Annotated in this window: 14 protein-coding genes; 6 read left to right on the forward strand and 8 right to left on the reverse strand. The window is 63.5% G+C overall.

What is annotated here, in order from left to right:
• Window positions 1–43 precede the first annotated feature (43 nt).
• The 5 genes from EN885_RS10415 (at window position 44) to EN885_RS10435 (ending at window position 5,787) form a co-directional block, all read left to right on the forward strand.
• Window positions 44–844, forward strand: a complete 801-nt coding sequence (locus EN885_RS10415; protein ID WP_164897817.1) for an ABC transporter permease — start codon at window positions 44–46, stop codon at window positions 842–844.
• A complete protein-coding gene (locus EN885_RS10420) occupies window positions 841–1,599 on the forward strand; it encodes an ABC transporter ATP-binding protein (protein ID WP_128241853.1) in 759 nt (252 codons plus the stop codon). The genes EN885_RS10415 and EN885_RS10420 overlap by 4 nt, the downstream gene beginning before the upstream one ends.
• On the forward strand, window positions 1,596–2,609 hold the full coding sequence (locus tag EN885_RS10425; protein ID WP_128241852.1) for an ABC transporter substrate-binding protein: 1,014 nt from the start codon (window positions 1,596–1,598) through the stop codon (window positions 2,607–2,609). Before EN885_RS10420 ends, EN885_RS10425 begins: the two co-directional genes overlap by 4 nt.
• A complete protein-coding gene (locus EN885_RS10430) occupies window positions 2,606–3,901 on the forward strand; it encodes an LLM class flavin-dependent oxidoreductase (RefSeq protein WP_128241851.1) in 1,296 nt (431 codons plus the stop codon). The genes EN885_RS10425 and EN885_RS10430 overlap by 4 nt, the downstream gene beginning before the upstream one ends.
• Window positions 3,902–4,077: 176 nt before the next feature.
• Window positions 4,078–5,787, forward strand: a complete 1,710-nt coding sequence (locus EN885_RS10435) for an ABC transporter ATP-binding protein (RefSeq protein WP_128241850.1) — start codon at window positions 4,078–4,080, stop codon at window positions 5,785–5,787.
• Here the strand turns inward: EN885_RS10435 and EN885_RS10440 are convergent.
• Complete coding sequence (locus EN885_RS10440; protein ID WP_245493048.1) at window positions 5,757–6,845, reverse strand: AI-2E family transporter; 1,089 nt, start codon at window positions 6,843–6,845, stop codon at window positions 5,757–5,759. The genes EN885_RS10435 and EN885_RS10440 overlap by 31 nt on opposite strands.
• A 553-nt stretch (window positions 6,846–7,398) precedes the next feature.
• Between EN885_RS10440 and EN885_RS10445 the strand changes: the two genes are divergently transcribed.
• Window positions 7,399–8,268 (forward strand): hypothetical protein, encoded by an 870-nt coding sequence (locus EN885_RS10445; protein WP_126105169.1) that lies wholly within the window; start codon window positions 7,399–7,401, stop codon window positions 8,266–8,268.
• 51 nt (window positions 8,269–8,319) lie between these two features.
• On the opposite strand, the gene EN885_RS10450 is transcribed toward EN885_RS10445, so the two are convergent.
• The 7 genes from EN885_RS10450 to EN885_RS10480 all read right to left on the reverse strand — a co-directional run bounded on the left by EN885_RS10450 (window position 8,320) and on the right by EN885_RS10480 (window position 19,689).
• Entirely contained in the window at window positions 8,320–9,831 is a 1,512-nt protein-coding gene (locus tag EN885_RS10450; protein WP_095484113.1) for an aldehyde dehydrogenase family protein, read from the reverse strand.
• 179 nt (window positions 9,832–10,010) lie between these two features.
• The gene (locus EN885_RS10455) at window positions 10,011–11,285 is read right to left on the reverse strand and encodes an RNA polymerase sigma factor (RefSeq protein WP_095484112.1); all 1,275 of its coding nucleotides are present in this window, start codon (window positions 11,283–11,285) and stop codon (window positions 10,011–10,013) included.
• Window positions 11,282–11,656: a YciI family protein gene (locus EN885_RS10460; protein ID WP_095484111.1), complete on the reverse strand. Its 375-nt coding sequence runs from the start codon at window positions 11,654–11,656 to the stop codon at window positions 11,282–11,284. The genes EN885_RS10455 and EN885_RS10460 overlap by 4 nt, the downstream gene beginning before the upstream one ends.
• A gap of 111 nt (window positions 11,657–11,767) precedes the next feature.
• On the reverse strand, window positions 11,768–12,868 hold the full coding sequence (locus tag EN885_RS10465; protein ID WP_095484244.1) for a DNA topoisomerase IB: 1,101 nt from the start codon (window positions 12,866–12,868) through the stop codon (window positions 11,768–11,770).
• A gap of 147 nt (window positions 12,869–13,015) precedes the next feature.
• Entirely contained in the window at window positions 13,016–13,900 is an 885-nt protein-coding gene (locus EN885_RS10470; RefSeq protein WP_126105166.1) for a transglutaminase family protein, read from the reverse strand.
• Window positions 13,901–13,902: 2 nt separating this feature from the next.
• Complete coding sequence (locus EN885_RS10475) at window positions 13,903–16,305, reverse strand: circularly permuted type 2 ATP-grasp protein (RefSeq protein WP_095484109.1); 2,403 nt, start codon at window positions 16,303–16,305, stop codon at window positions 13,903–13,905.
• Window positions 16,306–16,311: 6 nt separating this feature from the next.
• Window positions 16,312–19,689, reverse strand: a complete 3,378-nt coding sequence (locus EN885_RS10480; protein WP_128241848.1) for a transglutaminase family protein — start codon at window positions 19,687–19,689, stop codon at window positions 16,312–16,314.
• Window positions 19,690–19,704: the final 15 nt, after the last annotated feature.

Below are 19,704 nucleotides of genomic sequence, written 5' to 3' on the forward strand. Positions count from 1 at the left end.
AACGGCCCGACCCCGCGCTGATCTTTCGCGCCGGAGGTCTCGCATGTCCCAGTCTTTCTCCGCTGCGCCGCGAATCGCAGCCTTGTTCGCCAAGGTCGGACCGGCCTTGCTGTCGGCCGGCACGCTGGTTTTGGCTTGGGAGCTCTATGCGCGCATCTCGGGCATCTCGCCCACCACGCTGCCGGCGCCGTCACGAGTCCTCGCCCAAGCCATCCAGCAGCGCCAGGCGCTGTTCGACAACACCGTGCCGACCATCAGCGCCACATTGGCGGGTTTCGCCTGCTCGCTGGCCGTTGCCTTCATCCTTTCGGTGCTGATCGACTTCTTCAAGCCGCTGCGCCGCGCCCTGTTCCCGGTATTCATTATCAGTCAGACCCTGCCGCTGGTGGCGATCGCCCCGCTGGTCGTTCTCTGGTTCGGCTTCGGGCTGACGCCGAAGATCATGCTGGTCGCGCTCGTGACTTTCTTTCCCATGCTGGTCGCGCTGGTGCAGGGTTATGAATCGACGGATCGGGACATCTCGGCGCTTCTGAGTTCGATGGGCGCTTCCCGCATGCGCATTTTCCTGCTGGCCCGCCTGCCCTCCTCGCTGCCCTATTTCTTCGCCGGGCTGCGCATCTCGATCACCTATGCCGTGGTCGGCGCCATCTTCGCGGAATATGCCGGCGCGGCCAAAGGGCTCGGCATCTACATGCTCAACGCCAAGAACAATTTCCGGCCCGATCTCGTGCTCGCGGCCGTGCTGGTCAGCGCGTTGCTCACGCTGGCCCTGTTTGCCGCCACGGTGCTGATCCAGCGCGCCGCCATGCCATGGGAGCGGCTCGATGCCGCACGAAAACCATGAGCAGGCGGCTGGAACTGCGCCAAGTCAGCAAGAGTCTTGGCGATATCGACGTGCTTGCCGGCATCACCCTGCACGTCGAGCCGGGCGAATTCGTTTCAATCCTCGGCCCCTCCGGAGCCGGCAAATCCACGATCTTCAGGTTGCTGACGGGCGATCTCGATGACTACGGTGGCGATGTCGACTTCGACGGCCGGCCACTGGCCGAAGCGCGACGACCGTTTGCCTTCATGCCGCAGCGCGATGCCCTGATGCCTTGGCGCACGGTTATCGACAACACCGCGCTCGGTCTTGAAGTGCAGGGCATGTCCCGCAAGGCGGCGCGCGACAAGGTGTCGCCGCTCTTCGGCGAATTCGGCCTTGCGGGCTTCGAGCAAAAGTATCCGGCGCAGCTCTCGGGCGGAATGCGCCAGCGCGCAGCGCTGTTGCGTACCGTCGTGCAGGACCGTGCCATGCTGTTGCTCGACGAACCGTTCGGCGCACTCGACGCCCTCACGCGCACCGGCATGCAGCGCTGGCTTCAGACGATGTGGGACCGACATCGCTGGACCGTCCTGCTGATCACCCACGATATCCGCGAGGCGGTCTTCCTGTCCGATCGCATCTATGTGCTGAGCGGCCGCCCTGCCCGCGTGCTGCGCGAAATCGCCATTCCTCTTCCGCGCCCGCGCAAAGATCTTGCCTCTCCGGAAGCCACCGCCATCGAAGCCGACATCCTCGATACCCTTCTCGATCCACAGCTCGCCCAAAGGATATGACCATGCTTTCCAGACGCCTCTTCATCGCTGCCGCATTGATCGCCGGGCTCGGACCCGTCACGCCCGTCTTCGCCCAGCAGACTGTCACCGTCGCTCTCGACTGGACGCCGAACACAAACCATGTCGGGCTCTATGTCGCCCGGGCGAAAGGCTTCTACACTGAGGCCGGGCTCGACGTGCAGATCCTGCCCTACACCGACACTGCGGCCGGTACGCTGATCGCCAACCGCGTGGCCGATTTCGGTATACTGGGATCCATAGGATTGTTCACCCAACGCACGGCCGGCGCCGACCTCGTCGCCACCTACGCCATCATGCAGACGGAAACCGGCAGGCTGGCCTTCAATGCGGACCGCACCGATATACAATCCCCCAGGGACCTGGACGGACTGACCTATGGCGGTTTCGGCAGCGCCTGGGAGAATGCGCTGATCGGCACCATCATCCGTCATGACGGAGGCGAGGGCAAATTCGAAACGGTGACGCTGGGCACCTCTGCCTATGAGGCCTTGGCCAATGGCGCAGTCGATTTTACGCTCGAAGTCTACACTTGGGAGGGGATCAAAGCGGAGCTTGACGGCAAGGCCCAGCGCGCCTTCCGCTACGCGGATTTCGGCGTGCCCGACCAACACACCAATTTCATTGGCTCGAGCCGCGCCTACCTCGAGAAAAACAAGGACACGGCAACCGCGTTCATCGCCGCGACTAGGCGCGGCTACGCGTTCGCCGTCGAACATCCGAAAGAAGCGGCTGACATGCTGATCGGAGCAAACAGCGACGTGCTGACCAACCGTCCGTTGATCGAGGCATCACTGAAGGCGCTGGTCGACGGCCACTATCTACAAAGCCCCGCCGGGGCGATCGGCACGATCGATCCCGCAAAGATGGAGGCTATCGGCGACTACCTGTTCAAGGCCGAAATCCTGCGCGACGGCGATGGAAACCCGGTCAGCGAACGACCCGATTTCGCGGCCTCTTACAGCAACGCCTATCTGGCCGACCAAAAATGAGCCCGCCGCGGCGCATGCATCTCAATGCCGTGATCTTCGGCCTCGGCAGTCACGAGGCCGGTTGGCGTATGCCCGAAAGCGACCCGCTTGCCTCGACCAGCCTGGCCTACTGGGTCGATATCGCCCGGCGCGCGGAGGCTGCCGATTTCGACGCTCTGTTCCTCGGCGATGTGCTGGCCTTGCAGGGTGGTGCCGATCGGCATCTTTCCGACGCGATGGATCCGCTGCTGATCCTATCGGCGATCGCTGCCGTCACCAGCAGGATCGGACTGATCGGGACTGCATCGACCAGCTTCGATCACCCTTTCCACCTCGCCCGGCGCTTCGCCTCTCTCGACCACATCAGCAAAGGCCGTGTGGGCTGGAACATCGTCACCTCGTCCAACGTGCTCGAGGCCCGTAACTTCGGACTGGACGCCATGCCGGAGCATGACGAGCGCTATGCCCGCGCAGCCGACGTGGTCGACGCAGCCATAGCGCTCTGGCAAAGTTGGGCTCCCGATGCGCGGACGCCGGACAAGGCCGCCGGGCGATACTTCGATCCTGACAAGGTCCGGCCCGTCGATCACGCCGGTCCGTTCGTGCGCACCGCGGGCCCGCTCAACGTGCCGCGATCGCCCCAAGGTCGGCCGCTCCTGGCGCAGGCCGGCTCGTCGGAAGCTGGCCGCGCCTTCGCCGCCCGTTACGCCGACATCGTGTTCACCGTCCAGGCGACGCTGACGGAAGCGCAGGACTTCTATCGCGACATCAAATCACGAGCGGCCGCCGTCGGGCGCGATCCAGACACGGTCCTGGTCTTTCCGGGAATCGTTCCGATCGTCGCTCATACCAGGCAAGCAGCCGAAGAGCGGCTGGCCGCGCTGAATGGCTTTACCGTGACCGACCATGTCCTTGCCAAGCTCGGCGAATTCCTCGGCGAGGATCTAGCCGATGCCGAGCTCGACGCGCCGCTACCGCCCCTGTCGAGCGCGCGGCCGAACCAGTCCAGCCAGAGCCGGGTCGGCGTGCTGGTCGGAATCGCAAGGCGGGACAGGCTGACACTAGGCCAGTTGCTCATGCGCCTCGCAGCTGGCCGCGGTCATCTGCTCGCCGTCGGAAATGGCCGCGACATCGCCGACACGATGCAGCAATGGTTCGCGGGCCGAGCGGCCGACGGCTTCAATGTCATGGCGCCCGTCATGCCCGCCGACCTGCAAAGCTTCGTCGACGAGGTAATGCCTTTGCTGGAGCGTTCGGATGTTTTCGGCGCCGGGCGCACTCTTCGCCAGCGATACGGTCTTCCGACGCTTTAGGGTCCAGAGTCCAGATCCAATCCCGTTCGTCCGATCAGAGCGCCGTAAGCCGCCAGGCGCTGCTTTGCTGCGCGGACAGGTCATCACCGTCCCGCCCTTTCGAGCATGCCGGAATTGACACCCTCGCACAGGCATGCTCCTGGCAATCCAGACCTTCGAACAGAAAAAGCGTCCCAATGCTTCGTAGATTTTTCTCCTACTACCGCCCCTGGAAGGGTCTGTTCATCCTGGATTTCTGCTGTGCGGTTCTGTCTGGCATGCTGGAACTTGGGTTCCCGATGGCAGTCAAGGTGTTCGTGGACGACCTGCTGCCGACGCAGCAATTGCTGCTGATCCTTGCTGCGTCGGCCGGCCTGCTTGCCATCTATGTGCTGAACACCGGACTGATGGCGGTCGTGGTTTACTGGGGTCATATGCTCGGCATCAACATCGAGACCGAGATGCGTCGGAAGAGCTTCGATCACCTGCAGAAGCTCTCGTTCCGCTTCTATGACAACCACAAGACCGGCCACCTCATCGCCCGCGTCACCAAGGACCTGGAGGAAATCGGCGAGGTCGCCCATCATGGTCCCGAAGACCTGTTCATCGCGATCATGACCTTCCTCGGCGCCTTCGCACTGATGTTCCTGGTCAATCCGCAGCTTGCATTGATCACAGCGGCAATTGTGCCGCTGGTCGCCTGGGTGACAAGCCGCTATGGCGCGCGCATGACGCGCAACTGGCAGGCGCTTTACGGGCGGGTCGGCGATTTCAATGTTCGCATCGAGGAGAATGTCGGCGGCATGCGGGTGGTGCAGGCGTTCGCCAATGAGGACCACGAACGCAATCTTTTCGCGCGCGACAACGCCAGCTACCGCAAGACCAAGCTCGATGCTTATCGCATCATGGCCGCCAGCACGTCGCTGAGCTACATGAGCATGCGGTTGATCCAACTGGTGGTAATGATCGCCGGAAGCTACCTCGTGCTGCGTGGCGAACTTTCCAGTGGCGGCTTCGTTGGCTTCCTGCTCCTGGTCAATGTGTTCTTCCGGCCGATCGACAAGATCAATTCGGTGATCGAAACCTATCCGAAAGGCATCGCCGGATTTCGCCGCTATGCGGCTCTCCTCGATACTGAGCCTGACATTGCGGATCGGCCTGGCGCAGTTGATGCACCGACGCTCAAAGGTGACATCAGCTACCGGGATGTCACCTTCGGCTATAGCGGCGAACGGCCGGTTTTGAAGAACGTCGATCTTGACATAACAGCAGGACAGACCATCGCCTTCGTCGGGCCGTCAGGCGCCGGCAAGACGACCCTGTGCTCACTACTGCCGCGTTTTTACGAGGTCGACAGCGGCGCCATCACAATCGACGGTTTGGATATCCGCGACATGACGCTGGCCTCGTTGCGCGGCCAGATCGGCATCGTGCAGCAGGACGTGTTCCTGTTTGGCGGCACGATCCGCGAGAACATCGCCTATGGCCGGCTGGACGCGGTCGAAAGCGAGATCGTCGAGGCCGCGCGCCGCGCGCGCCTCCACGAACTCATCGCTTCCCTGCCGGAAGGCCTCGATACGATCATTGGCGAGCGTGGCGTAAAACTGTCGGGTGGTCAGAAGCAGCGCCTGGCAATCGCGCGTATGTTCCTGAAGAACCCGACAATCCTCATCCTGGACGAGGCGACGTCGGCACTCGACACGCAGACCGAGCGGGAGATCCAGCAGTCGCTGGCAGAACTTGCGCAGGGCCGGACCACCTTGGTGATCGCGCACCGGCTGGCGACGATCCGCAATGCCGATCGCATCGTCGTGGTCGCCGAAACGGGCATCGTCGAACAAGGTCCCCATGATGAACTGGTCGCGCGCGGCGGTGCCTACTCACGACTAGGCGCGGCTCCGGACTGACGTGATGGCTTCGTGTCGCGCTTTGACGCCGGTTCCGCCTCGGGTTGGTCGTTCAATCGTTTCTTGAGGATGTCAATGAGGCTGATGGTGACCGCGATCACCGCAGGGCCAAGGACGAGCCCGGATGCTCCAAAGAGAACGATGCCACCGACCGCGCCGATAAAGGCCACCACCGTGTGGAGCCGCAGCCGGCTCCCGACAAGCATCGGATAGAGCAGATTGTCGATGCCGGCGACGATGACGCCGCCCCAGATGGTCAGTATCGCCGCGCTCGCCCAAGCCCCTTCCAGCGCGAGATAGATCGCTGCCGGCACCCAGATCACGAATGCGCCGAGCACTGGCACGATGGCAAGAAGTCCCATTACCAGACCCCAGAAGACCGGAGTTGGCAGGCCCAGCCACCAGAACATCAGGCCGCCCAGCGTTCCCTGCACAGCGGCGACAAACACGGTGCCTATCAGGATCGCATGTACCGTCTCGGCAAGGCGGGACAGTATGTATGCCGTCTCCGGTGCACGCAGGGGCGAGAGACCCTCGATCCCCTGTAGAGCGGGTTCGCGGTCCCGCAGGAAATAGAACAGCAGATAGAATGTCAGCACGAACATCACGGCCTGATTGATCGAGCCGCGCAAAAGCGATGTGCTTTGTCCCGTCAGCCATTGTACAAATGCGGCGACCGTACCGGCCGGATCGACTTGGTTCTCGATCCACTGGGCAACGGCCGAAAGCCTGGGATAGTTCGACATGAAGCCGTCTGCGTTCCAACCCCGGATGACCTCCTCCAGATAGGTAGCGCCGTTTACCGCCTCGCGAACAAGCTGCTGTGCCACGAAGATGAGCGGCAGGCCGACGGCAATCGCCGCGACGCTCACCGATATCAGTGCAGCCAGGTTTCGATTCCTGAGCCTTTCCTCGACCCGCCGATGGGCCGGATACAGAATGATTGCCAACACCAGCGCCCAGGTCAATGCGGGCAAAAAAGGCAACGCCAAGAGATAGCAGACATACAGACCGATCGCCGTCGCAGATACGATGCCGAGCAATCTCATCTGTTTCATATCGGGCATTTGTTTCAGGTCGGGCATCTCTCGCCGTCTCGCAAACCAGACGAGCCTAGTGGATTTCCTGACAGAATGGCAGCTGCCGTTGCCGTACCTACGGCTAGGTCGCTGTCGAGTGTGACGAAAATGGCCCGGCCATTTTCTCGCTCTTCGGGCTCATTATGCTGATTGGGCGCCCGTGCGCGCTGGCTTCACAGGACCAATAGAAAAAAGGCCGGACTGCAAAAGTCCGGCCAAGCATGAAGGTTCAAAACCTCCAGAGGGGAACGCGCCGGATGCAATGGGAGGAAAACATCCGACGCAATCGGTATATGGGTCGGCACAGGTGACGTTTCAACGACATACTGTGGGCCACGTCAGCCGCTGCATAGAGCCACCAGCGCCGATTAAAAGTGCTCACGGCCCGCGTATCAGTTTTAGCGTGACAGCCATAACGGTTGGCAACTTTTTGCGCTATATGGCAGTTATCCGCCAGCCTCTGGACATAGCCGTGAAGGCTGAAGCCGTGATCGGTGTTCGCCATTGGAAGGCTTGATTGGGCTCGGCGAGGATGGCGCTAAACTTGGAAGATATTGCCTGCCGTCCGGCATTTCGTCGGTCAGTTCGGGCTCAGTCGCAGATGCTGCTCCAGGCCTACGAAGCCAACCCGCGGCTCGCTTCCGTGTTCGCTACGCAGCAGCGCTGGCTGATGGCTCACATCGGTCTTGCCTTGCACTTCAGACGGCAACCACATGACGATCGCACCAGACTGACGACCACACGTTTTATCGACATGATACACCGCTGTTCGGTGGCCAGCCGCAACACCGCCGACGCTTTCATAAAGGAGATGCTGCACTACAATTTCATTCGTGATCTGTCGACGAATAGAGACAGAAGGGTCCGCCCCCTGCAGCCGGCTGCGACCACTCTGGAAACGCTCGCCGGATGGGTCTTTGCCCATCTGAGAACGCTGGACAGTCTCGACGGCGGAAGTCGACTGACCACATTCGCCGCGAGACCGGACGCGCTTGCCAGATTGCAGCCGCTGGTGGCGGATGGCCTGCTTTCGTCCCATGCCGTGCGCGAGCCGAAACAGACCTTTTCCCTGTTCACCTGGCTTAACAATGGCGGCGTCGTCATGGATTGGCTGATGTCCGGCGTCGATCCCGACCATGCCGGCCTCGACCGAATTCCGACCGGCATTGTCTCGATCGGAGACTTCGCAAACTGGCTCAAGCTTTCCCGCACCCATCTTTCACGCAAATTGCGCGACGCCGAAAACCTCGGCAGCATCGGCTGGCTGGGTCAGCGGGGCCATTCGGTCATGTGGGTGTCGAACCATTTCTATCAGGAATACATGACCGCCCAGGCCGTGAAGCTCGCGATCATCGATGCGGCCTTCCAGAATTGCTTTCACAATCCAGGAACCCCGGAATAGAGAGCAACATGGCGATCGTGGCGGCCATTGCGACCGCCACGATCGGAGTTCTCAGTCGATGTCGAAGGATACGCCTTGGGCCAGCGGCAGCGCTTTCGAATAGTTCACCGTGTTGGTGGCGCGCCGCATGTAAGCCTTCCAAGCATCTGAGCCGCTCTCGCGGCCGCCGCCGGTCTCCTTCTCGCCACCGAAGGCACCACCGATCTCAGCCCCCGATGTGCCTATGTTGACGTTGGCGATACCGCAGTCGGACCCGTCGACGCCGAGGAAGCGCTCGGATTCCTGCAAGTCGCGGGTGAAGATCGACGACGACAGCCCCGCGCCGACCGCATTGTGCTCGTCGAGCACGGCGTCGAAATCCGAGTACTTCATCACATAGAGGATCGGCGCGAAGGTTTCTTCGGTAACCGGTGAGACCTGCTTGGGCATCTCGACCAGCGCCGGATGCACGTAATAGGCGTCGGGATGGCCGTTCTCCACCCGTGTGCCGCCGGTCACCTTGCCGCCTTGCGAAGCCGCCTCCTGCAATGCCTTCTGCATGGCATCATATGCTGCCTTGTCGATCAACGGTCCGACCAGCGCTGATGTCTCCAGCGGATTGCCGACCGAGACGCTTTCATAGGCCTTCTTCAGGCGCGGAACCAAGGCATCATAGATGCTTTCATGCACGAACAGGCGCCGCAGCGTCGTGCAGCGCTGGCCGGCCGTGCCCATGGCGCCGAAGGCGATGGCGCGCAAGGCCATGTCGAGATCGGCCGTCGGGCAGACGATGCCGGCATTGTTGCCGCCGAGCTCCAGCACGGCGCGGGCAAAGCGCTTCGCCAGCCGCGGACCGACATCCCTGCCCATGCGGGTCGAGCCGGTGGCCGAAACCAGCGGCACCTTGGGATGATCGACCAGGATTTCGCCGACAGCGCGGTCGCCGATCAGCACCGACGTCAGGCCTTCCGGAGCATCGCCGAAACGTTCTGCCGCACGCTTGAAGATCGCCTCGCAGGCGAGCGCCGTCAGCGGCGTCTTTTCCGACGGCTTCCACACCACCGCGTCGCCGCAAACCAGCGCCAGCGCTGCGTTCCACGACCACACCGCGACCGGGAAATTGAAAGCGGAGATGACGCCGACGACGCCCAGCGGATGCCAGGTCTCCATCATGCGATGACCCGGACGCTCGGTGGCGATGGTCAAGCCGTACAATTGCCGGGAGAGGCCGACGGCGAAATCGCAGATGTCGATCATCTCCTGCACTTCGCCGAGCCCTTCGGACGGGATCTTGCCGACCTCGATCGACACCAGCCGGCCAAGCTCGGCCTTGTGTGCGCGCAGTTCCTCGCCGAGCAGCCGCACCAGTTCGCCGCGTTTCGGCCCTGGCACCAGACGCCACGCCTGGAAGGCCATATGGGCCTTGTCGATGGTCTTTGCCGCATCGGCCGGCGAGATCGTCTTCAGCGCGGCAATCTGCTCGCCCGTGACCGGGCTGCGCACGATTAGATCACCGCCCGAAAGCGCGGCCTCGGCAACACCCAGTTTCGCCAGTAGCCCGGCTGTTTCCTTCGCAATCGTCATTCTCTGTCCCTTTCCAGATGCCGTCGCTCATGTGGCGTCGGTTAAAGCCTTGTGCCATGCCGTCCCTGTGCCGATCGGCACATCAGGCGCTGTCAAGGCGTGGCATTACTCGTTTCAGGGAAAAATCTCCACCCCGGCATGGTCTAAGCCAAGGTCGGACCGTTGAACCAGCGAGTCGTTCAGCGCGCTGTCTGCGCGGTTCCCCGCGCGGCGCCTTCCTTCATCAACCGGTCGATATGCATGCGGATATGCGCGGCCTCGGCTGCCGTGTTGGCAAGCGCGATGGCACGGTCGAAGGCGATGCGCGCCTCCTCGCCACGACCAAGCTGCATCAACAGGCCGCCCTTGAGGCCGAAGAAATGGAAATAGCCGGAAAGCCTCTGTTCCAGCGGCTCGATCATGGCAAGTGCCGCTTCCGGCCCGCGCACCTTGGCGACCGCGACGGCGCGATTGAGCGTCACCACCGGCGACGGCTGCATCTGTTCAAGCAGGCTATAGAGCAGGTCGATCTCGTTCCAGTCCGTATCCTCTGGCCTTGCCGCCCGCGCATGCAGGGCAGCGATCGCCGCCTGCACCTGGTAGGGACCGGGCTTCTGGTGGCGCAATGCCTTGTCGACCAGCGCTAGCCCCTCGTCGATCATCTTGCGGCTCCACAGGCTGCGGTCCTGGTCCTCGAGCAGCACGATCTCGCCGCTCTCGTCGAAGCGCGCCGGCGCACGCGCATGCTGGAGCAGCAGCAGCGCCGTCAGGCCCATGATCTCCGGCTCGGTCTGGAACAGCCGCAGCAGCAGCCTGGCCAGCCGGATCGCCTCTTCGCAAAGCGGGGCGCGGGCGGGAGCCTCACCGCTGTTGGTCGAATAGCCTTCGTTGAAGATCAGATAGACCATGGCGGCGACGGCGGCGAGCCGTTCCGAGCGCTCGACCGCACCGGGCGTCTCGAATGGCACGCCGGCATCCGCAATACGCGCCTTGGCGCGGGTGATGCGCTGCTCCATGGCGCTTTCGCCGACGAGGAAGGCGCGGGCGATCTGCTTGACGCTCAGGCCGGAGACGATGCGCAATGCCACAGCGATCTGCTGCGTCGCCGGCAGGTCGGGATGACAGCAGATGAACAGCAACCGCAAGATGTCGTCGCGGTAGTGCGCGCCGTCGAGCCGTTCGGCGATGTCGGTCTCGGCATCCTCCAGATCGGAGATCTGGTCTTCCTCTGGCAGCGGCGCCTGCTTGGCGCGCTTGCGCACCGCGTCGATGCCGCTGTTGCGCCCGACAAAGATCAGCCAGGCTGCCGGATCGCGCGGCGGGCCGTTTGTCGGCCAGTTCTTCAGAGCTCGCAGGCAAGCGTCCTGGAAAGCTTCCTCCGCCGCATCGAGATCGCGGAAGTAGCGCAGCAGCGCGCCCATCGCCTGTGGGCGGGCGGTGCTGATCGCCGTGCTGATCCAGGTAAGGTCGGTCATGCGGAAACCTTGGCGGGATTGAAGAGCGAAACCGGCCGTATCTCGTAAGAGCCGCCGCTCGGGTTGACCTCGGAAAGCTCGCGCGCAAAGTCGACGGCCTCGTCGAGATCGGCGCATTCGAGCGTGTAGAAGCCGAGGAATTGTTCCTTGGTTTCGGCAAACGGGCCGTCGATGACGACCGCTTCGCCCTTGACCTTCCGCAGCGTTGTCGCAGCGGTCGTCGGCAGCAGCCGCGCCACCGGGCCAAGCCGGCCCGCCTGAGCGTATTTTTCCTGCACGCCCAGGAGTTTTTCCATGACAGCGTCATCTTGTTCCTTGCTCCAGGAGCAGACGACGTCTTCGGAGGCATAGCAGAGGATCGCGTAGAGCATGGGTGGTCCTTTTCTCTGTCAAAGGACGAAACACTAGGACCTATCCCGACATGACGTCGACAAAAAATTACGCCCTGCACGGATCACGAAACTGCGGCTGCTCTGTCCGGTTCAGCTTTCCTGCGCCTTCAGCCATCTCAGTACGAGAGCCTCTTCGTCATCGAGACCGGGTATCGATCGTTTCCGCTTGTTCGCATCCGCTATTTCGGTGAGCAGCCGTCCTTCGGACCAGGCATCGAAAACTTGCGGGTGGATATAGCATCTGCGGCAGATGGCGCGCGTGTTGCCCAGCCGCTCGGCGACCTTGTCGATGAGGCCGTTCATCACCCGCTTCTGTTGTGCCTGGCTTTCGGGTCGTTCGGTTTGCGCAAACAGCGACGCAGCATGGATGGTGCCGCCCCAGGTTCGGAAATGCTTGGAGCTGAAATCGGCCCCTGCCATCTCCCTGATGTAGCGGTTGACGTCGTCGGAGCGGATCGGTCGCCTGCTTCCGTCCTCGTCGAGATACTGGAACAGCTTCTGGCCCGGCAGATCCTGGGCCCCGCGCACGATCCTGGCGATCCGGCGATCGGCGAGCTTTAGCTTCCATTCCTTGCCGGACTTGCCTTTGAAAGCGAAACGCAGGCTCGAGCCATTGATGTCGACATGACGGTCGCGCAGCGTGGTCAGCCCAAAGCTGTTGTTGTCGCGAGCGTAGGCGGAATTGCCGACGCGGATCATCGTATTGTCGAGCAGCCAGACCACAGCGGCGACAACCCGCTCCAGCGGCAGGCCGTGACGGCGCAGATCGGCATCGATCTGGCGTCGCAGCTCGGGCAGGATTTCTGCAAAGGCAACCAGGCTCGAATATTTGACGCCGTCACGCTCCTCCGCCCATAGCGCATGGTAGCGATATTGCTTGCGTCCGCGCTGGTCCCGGCCGGTCGCCTGTATGTGACCGTCAGCAACGGGCGAAATCCACACATCTGTCCACGCCGGTGGAATGGCGAGCGCCTTGATGCGGGCCAAAGTGTCCTCGTCGACGCCCTGCCCGTCAGGCCCTTTGTATGAAAATCCCTTGCCAACCCTCAGACGGCGGATACCGGGCTCGGCGTCAGTGATGTAGGTGAGTGAGGCTCGATCGGCAGAGGCTTGCGACCCATTTGTCGGCGCCCCTGGAGCAACCTTCCTGCTAGCCGACCGGCCAGGCGACGACCCGGATTTGTCCAGCATGTCCTCTCCACGGAATTTCCCGTAGATAAGCGACGGATCGGCCGCTGGTTCCGCCATGGCTTCCACAAAGATACCAGGCTCACCACATCCGCGTTCGAGAAGCAGCCTTCTGCCGATGTTCAAGATCGAGTGTGGCCTCGCTTGCCGTCATGCCTTTTCAAGCACGACCGGAATGACGTCGACTGCTTGCTCGCCGACCTGCCCTCCCGTCGTCTTCAGGACGCCGACGATCGGCGCTACATCCGAATAGTCGCGGCCATGGCCGACGGTGATATGGTCGTTGCTTGCCCGCATGCCGTTGGTCGGATCGAATTCCTGCCATCCGGTGTCGCGCCCACACCACACCTTGACCCAGGCATGCATGGCGTCGGCCCCTTCGAGCCGCGGTTTGCCACGCGGCGGAATGGTGCGCAGGAACCCGCTGACATAACCGGCGGGAATACCGAGGCCGCGTAGGCCGGCGATCATGATGTGCGAAAAATCCTGGCAGACGCCCCGCCTCAGGTCGAAGGCATCGCTCGCCCGGGTCTGCACCGTGGTCGCCTCGCCATCATAGGTGAAATCGCGATGAATGCGGTTGCACAGGTCCACCGCAGTGCTGACAGCCGAGCTGCCGGCACTGCCGCGCGCGTAGGCCGTGATCGCAGCGTCGATGCCCGCGTGATCGCTGGCGGCCAGGAAATGATGCGGCGATCCGGGCGACAGCGACCGCACCGCGTCGAGTTCCTCGCGCAGCCGGCGAATGTCGGGCGACACATCAAGCCCAGGCTCCGGCCGCGAGACGGCGACGCGCGCGCTCATCCTGATGTCGAGCGCATCATGGGCATCGCGAAAGGCGATCGACGTGACATTGTTGCCAAAGAAATCGGAAAAGTCGGAGCGTTCGCTCGGCGCCGGCGCGAAGGACAGCGAAGCGGCGATCACGCGCTGCACGCCCGAAATCGTCGGCGGCAGCACGCGCACCTGATGGCGGCCGCCGCCAGCCGCCGCATCATAGTCGTAACGCAGATTGAGCCTGATGTCGTAGAGCATGCTCACCCGAAATAGGCTTTGGCGAGGCTGTTGTAGAGGCCGCCGATCTCGGTGGCGAGATCGTCCAGGGCCTTGGCCGTCATGTCCGAGGGCTCCTTGATGGCGATTGCCGTGTTGAGTTGCAGGATCTCCTTCGCCGCTGGCGACATATGCCCCTCACCGACAGCAGGCAACAGCGCGATTTCGGCCTTCAGCCGCTCGAGCTGGAACAGGATGGAGCGCGGGTTGAGCGGATCGAGCACCAGGAGATCGATCACCGTGCGCCGGCCGGCCTGCACCGGATACTGCCGCCGGTGGGTCATGACGCTGTCGCCGATCTCCAGCATCATGTCGAGCGCGCCATCCGGCGCCGCAGCCCTGGTCAATCGGGCGAGCGTGCGGGCGATCTGGATGCCGCGTTCCAACCGCCGGCCGATCTCCAGGAAGCGCCAGCCGGTGAAGCGGTACATATTCTCATGCAGCAGGCCCGAAAACCCGGCGAGCTTGCGCAGGATGACCGTCATCGCCCGCGTCGCGTCATCGCCCGGCGCCACCGTTGTCGCGAATTGATGAATGGTCTTCGACAGATCCTTCAGCGCCAGCCAGCCATCGGGCGAGAAGCGGTCGCGGATCTGTCCGGCGCTGTAGACGGCGCTGTCCAGCGTGCCGATCAGCCCCGGCGGGATCGCCGTCGCGACGTCGATGCCGAACGGTTCGAGATAGTCTCTGATATCGGCAAGCAGCGGCATGTCCGGGTCGGAGGCCTCGGCCAGCCGCACGTGATAGGCGCGCAGGATGCGCACCGTGTCTTCCGATCGCTCGATGTAGCGGCCGAGCCATGTCAGGTTTTCCGCCGCGCGGCTGGGCAGGCTGCCCGGCAAGGTGCGGGTGAAGCTGTCGTGCTCCTGCGGCAGCAGCGTCTCGCGCTCAACCGGTCTGTCGCTGACCACCCACACATCCGCCGCCTGGCCGCCGCGCTGCATGGCGATTGCCGTCGGGTCGAGCGAAAAGCCGACACGGGCAAAACCACCGGGCATCACCGTCCAGCCTTCGGGCGTTCGCGCCAGATAGACGCGCAGGCTTGCTGGCCGCGGCTCCAGCCAGCCGCCGACATAGACCGGCGTGGTCGAAAGCGTTACCGCTTCCTGTCCGACGAAGTCGCCACCGCCGCGTTCGATCTGGGCTATCAGCTCGGCCCGCTCCCCGGCAACCAGCGCCGAGCCCAGCCTGGTGCAATCGTCATCCTCGAAGGCAAGCCGCGTCGACAGCGCCGGACCGATCACCATGTGGTCGAGGTTAGCCAGCACATGGTCACGGTCCGTGTCCCGGCCGCACCACCATGTCGCGACGCTCGGCAGCAGAAGCTCCTCGTTGCGCAATTCGCGCGAAATCTTCGGCAGGAAGGCGGACATCGCCCGCGTTTCCATCAGCCCGGAGCCGAGCGCGTTGACGGCCGAAACGGCTCCCCGGCGGATCGCCTCGACCAGCCCTGGCGTGCCGATCTGCGACTCCGGCCGCAACTCCAGCGGATCGGCGAAGGCGGCGTCGAGCCGTCGCCAGAGCACGCTGACCGGCATCAGTCCCGAAACGGTGCGTACCATGAGCCGGCCGCCGGAGACGGTCAGATCCTCGCCTTCGAGCAGCATGATGCCGAGATAGCGGGCGATATAGGCATGTTCGTAATAGGTTTCGTTGAGCGGCCCCGGCGTCAGGATGGCGACACGGCCGCCTGATACCTTGGCCATGCCGTTCAGCGCATCGCGAAAGCGGCGGAAGAAGCCGGCAAGACGGTGCACATGCATCTCGCCATAGATGTCGGACAGCGCGCGCGTGGTGGCGACGCGGTTTTCCAGCGCAAAGCCGGCGCCCGACGGCGCCTGCGTGCGGTCGCCGAGCACCCACCAGCGGCCGTCCGGTCCACGGCCGAGCTCGAAGGCGCAGAAGTGCAGGAAATGGCCGCTGGCCGGCCTGGTGCCGACGACCGGCCGCAAATATTCCGGGCTGGCGGCGATCAGCCCCGCCGGCAAAATGCCTTTCTCGACCAGCCGGTTCGGCCCATAGATGTCGGCGATCGTTTCCTCGAACAGCTCCGCCCGCTGAACCAGGCCGGCACTGATCGCAGCCCATTCCTGCTCCTCGATCAGCAGGGGCACATGCGCCAACGGCCATTCGCGCTCATTGGCGCCGGCCTTGTCGTAGACGCGGTAATAGACACCGGCGTCGCGCAGATACTGGTCGGCGCGAGCGAAGCGCTGGGCGAGCTTTTCAGGCCCCAGCTCTTCCAGTGCCTCGATGAAGTCCTTCCAGACCGGACGAGGATTGCCTGATGCGTCGACCATCTCGTCGACGACACCGTCGATCGGCTGGTAGTGCTCCAGCAGGTTATGCGGTCTGCCGCGTATTTTCCTGTGATTCCCCTTTGCCATGGCTGATCAGAGTCTTGCAGGCCGCCGCAGGTCAAGGGTCATCGGGAAATCCTCAGAGGCTTGTTCGTCGCGCAGCACGTAGCCGGACGGCGTATGGCCGCGCGACTCGAAGCGGGCGAGCCGCCGCGCCTCCGCTTCGTTGCCGTTGACCGGGAAGGTGTCGTAGCTGCGCCCGCCGGGATGCGCGACATGGTAGACGCAGCCGCCGACCGCCCGGCCCGACCACCGATCGTAGATGTCGAAGACCAGCGGCGTGTTGACTGGCAGCGCTGGATGCAGGCCCGATGCCGGCTGCCATGCCTTGAAGCGGACGCCCGCCACCGCGATCTCTCTGGTGTCGGTCACCTTCATTGGCACGATACGGCCGTTGCAGACGACGGCATGACGCTCCGGGTTGAGCCCTTCCGTCTTCACCTGCAGCCGCTCGACCGAAGAATCGACAAAGCGCACGGTCCCGCCGATGGCGCCCTGCTCGCCCATGACATGCCACGGCTCCAGCGCTTGCCGCAGCTCCAGCTTGACACCGGCATACTGGACCTCGCCGCAGAACGGAAAGCGGAATTCGAGCTGCGCGTCAAACCATTCGGGGCGGAATTCAAAGCCGTTCAGCTTGAGGTCGTCCAGCACGTCTAGAAAGTCAGCCCAGACATAGTGCGGCAGCATGAAACGGTCATGCAGCGACGTGCCCCAGCGCACGAAGCGGCCGTCGAGCGGGTTTTTCCAGGCGCGGGCGATGATGGCGCGCACCAGCAATTGCTGCGCGAGGCTCATGCGCGCATTGGGCGGCATCTCGAAGCCGCGGAATTCGACCAGCCCCAGCCGGCCGGTCGGGCCGTCGGGCGAAAACAGCTTGTCGATGCAAATTTCCGAACGGTGGGTGTTCCCCGTCACATCGGTCAGAAGATTTCGGAACAGCCGGTCGACCAACCACGGCAATGGCGCATTGCCCTTGTCTGGATGCGGCACCTGCGCCATCGCGATCTCGAGCTCGTAGAGCGAATCGTGGCGCGCCTCGTCGAAGCGCGGCGCCTGGCTGGTCGGGCCGATGAACAGGCCCGAAAACAGATAGGACAGCGACGGGCGGCGCTGCCATTGCAGGACAAGGCTTTTCAGCAGATCCGGACGGCGCAGGAACGGGCTGTCGTTGGGCGTCGCGCCGCCGACGACGACATGGTTGCCGCCGCCTGTGCCGGTGTGGCGCCCGTCGATCATGAACTTGTCGGCGCCAAGCCGTGTCTGCCGCGCCTCCTCGTAGATCGCTGTGGTCGTCGCCACGCAGTCCTGCCAGTTCGCAGCCGGATGGATATTCACCTCGATGACACCGGGATCCGGAGCCACACGGATGACGTTGAGGCGCGGATCGTGCGGCGGGCCGTAGCCCTCGATATGCACCGGCAGGCCGATAGCCTTTGCCGCGTTCTCGGCCGCCGCGACCAGTTCGAGATAATCTTCCAGCGCCTCGACCGGCGGCATGAACACACAAAGCCGTCCGTCGCGCGGCTCGACCGACAGCGCGGTGCGCACCGCGCCGCCGATCTCGGTGATCTCCTGTTCGACACGGTCCTGCTGGCCGGTCGCGGCGGTGAAGGACGCCGCATGCTGGCGGCGCGCCATTTCGTCGGCGCCTTCCAATTCGGCCGGGGCAGCGTCCGGCAACGGAGCGGCCTCAGGCAAAATAGCCTGGCGCGCCGGCAGTGGTCCACGCGGCAGCGAAGGATCGACCGGCACGATGTAGGGGAACTGCGCCGGCGGTACATGGGGCAGCGTGCCGAGCGGCAGGCGGTAGCCGACCGGCGAATCGCCCGGCACCAGGAACAGCTTGCCGCGCCGTGTCTTCCATTTCTCCGAACGCCAACGCGGCCCCGACGCCTGGCTGTTCCAGCGCTGGACCGGCAGCACGTAGCCCGACGGCTTGGTCAGGCCGCGTTCGAACACTTTTGCCAGGCGGCTGCGCTCTTCCGGGTCTTCCAGCTTCGAATTGGACGGGTCGACATTGTCGGGCAGCTTGCCTTCCTTGAGCAGCCACTCGGCCGGGTCCTCATAGGCTTCGCTGACCATGGTCTTGTCGATGCCGAGTTCATCGGCAATCGTCGTCAGCAGGCTTTCAGCCTGCTTCGGTCCGACATCTGCTTCGCTGTTTTCCCGTGCGATCAGCGACGGGTCGCTCCACACCGGCTCGCCGTCGGTGCGCCAGTAGAGCGAGAATGTCCAGCGCGGCAGACTTTCGCCCGGATACCACTTGCCCTGACCGTAATGCAGGAAGCCGCCGGGCGCGAAACGCTCACGCAGCCGGCGGATCAGCGCATCGGCCTTCTCACGTTTTGTCGGGCCGACGGCGGCGGTGTTCCACTCCTCCGCCTCGAAATCGTCGATCGACACGAAGGTCGGCTCGCCGCCCATGGTCAGCCGCACGTCCCCGGCCTCGAGCGCGGCGTCGACCTGGACGCCCAGGGCATCGAGCGCCAGCCAGCTTTCGTCGGAGAATGGCTTGGTGATGCGCGGGTGCTCGGCGATGCGATCGACCCGCATGTCGAAGCCGAATTCGACATTGGCGAAGCTCGCCATGCCGGAAATGGGCGCGGCGTTGCGGAAATGCGGCGTTGCGGCGAGCGGCACATGGCTTTCGCCGGTGAGCAGGCCGGAGGTCGGGTCGAAGCCGATCCAGCCGGCCCCCGGCAGATAGACCTCGCACCAGGCATGGAGATCGGTGAAATCAACGGCAGTGCCGGGCGGCCCGTCAAGCGCGACGAGGTCGGGCTTCAGCTGGATCAGGTAGCCGGAAACGAAGCGCGCGGCGAGGCCGAGGTTTCTTAGGATCTGCACCAGCAGCCAGCTCGTATCGCGGCAGGATCCCTTGGCGGCGGCCAGCGTTTCCTCGGGTGAGAAGACACCGGTTTCCATGCGCACGATATAGGCGATCTCGCGCTGCAGCCGCGCATTGAGGTCGACGACGAAATTGACGGTGTTGGTTGGGTGTCGCACGATGGTCTGCAGGAACGCCGACAGCAGCGGTCCAGCCGGCTCCGGCGTCCGGTAGATGGCGAGATCGTCGCGGATCTCTTCTGGGTATTCGAACGGAAAGATTTCGGCCGACGGCTCGACGAAGAAATCGAACGGATTATAGACCGTCATGTCGGCGACGAGGTCGACCTCGATCTTCAGCTCCGTCACCGGCTCAGGAAACACGAAGCGGGCGAGGAAATTGCCGTAGGGGTCTTGCTGCAGATTGACGAAATGGTTTGCGGGCTCGACCTTCAGCGAATGACTGAGCACCTTGGTGCGGGAATGCGGCGCCGGCTGCAGCCTGATGACCTGGGGGCCAAGGACGACCGGCCGGTCATATTTGTAATGGGTCAGGTGGTAGACGGCTGCCAGAATTGCCATGGTGCCCCGAAAGTC

Origin of the sequence: Mesorhizobium sp. M6A.T.Cr.TU.014.01.1.1, assembly GCF_004022765.1 — a bacterium.
Classification (GTDB): domain Bacteria; phylum Pseudomonadota; class Alphaproteobacteria; order Rhizobiales; family Rhizobiaceae; genus Mesorhizobium; species Mesorhizobium mediterraneum.

Bases quoted from the DNA above. Each gene is read 5' to 3' on its own strand.
- EN885_RS10415 (WP_164897817.1), top strand. From the start codon at position 44: ATGTCCCAGTCTTTCTCCGCTGCGCCGCGAATCGCAGCCTTGTTCGCC.
- EN885_RS10420 (WP_128241853.1), top strand. From the start codon at position 841: ATGAGCAGGCGGCTGGAACTGCGCCAAGTCAGCAAGAGTCTTGGCGAT.
- EN885_RS10425 (WP_128241852.1), top strand. From the start codon at position 1,596: ATGACCATGCTTTCCAGACGCCTCTTCATCGCTGCCGCATTGATCGCC.
- EN885_RS10430 (WP_128241851.1), top strand. From the start codon at position 2,606: ATGAGCCCGCCGCGGCGCATGCATCTCAATGCCGTGATCTTCGGCCTC.
- EN885_RS10435 (WP_128241850.1), top strand. From the start codon at position 4,078: ATGCTTCGTAGATTTTTCTCCTACTACCGCCCCTGGAAGGGTCTGTTC.
- EN885_RS10440 (WP_245493048.1), bottom strand. From the start codon at position 6,845: ATGAAACAGATGAGATTGCTCGGCATCGTATCTGCGACGGCGATCGGT.
- EN885_RS10445 (WP_126105169.1), top strand. From the start codon at position 7,399: ATGGCGCTAAACTTGGAAGATATTGCCTGCCGTCCGGCATTTCGTCGG.
- EN885_RS10450 (WP_095484113.1), bottom strand. From the start codon at position 9,831: ATGACGATTGCGAAGGAAACAGCCGGGCTACTGGCGAAACTGGGTGTT.
- EN885_RS10455 (WP_095484112.1), bottom strand. From the start codon at position 11,285: ATGACCGACCTTACCTGGATCAGCACGGCGATCAGCACCGCCCGCCCA.
- EN885_RS10460 (WP_095484111.1), bottom strand. From the start codon at position 11,656: ATGCTCTACGCGATCCTCTGCTATGCCTCCGAAGACGTCGTCTGCTCC.
- EN885_RS10465 (WP_095484244.1), bottom strand. From the start codon at position 12,868: ATGCTGGACAAATCCGGGTCGTCGCCTGGCCGGTCGGCTAGCAGGAAG.
- EN885_RS10470 (WP_126105166.1), bottom strand. From the start codon at position 13,900: ATGCTCTACGACATCAGGCTCAATCTGCGTTACGACTATGATGCGGCG.
- EN885_RS10475 (WP_095484109.1), bottom strand. From the start codon at position 16,305: ATGGCAAAGGGGAATCACAGGAAAATACGCGGCAGACCGCATAACCTG.
- EN885_RS10480 (WP_128241848.1), bottom strand. From the start codon at position 19,689: ATGGCAATTCTGGCAGCCGTCTACCACCTGACCCATTACAAATATGAC.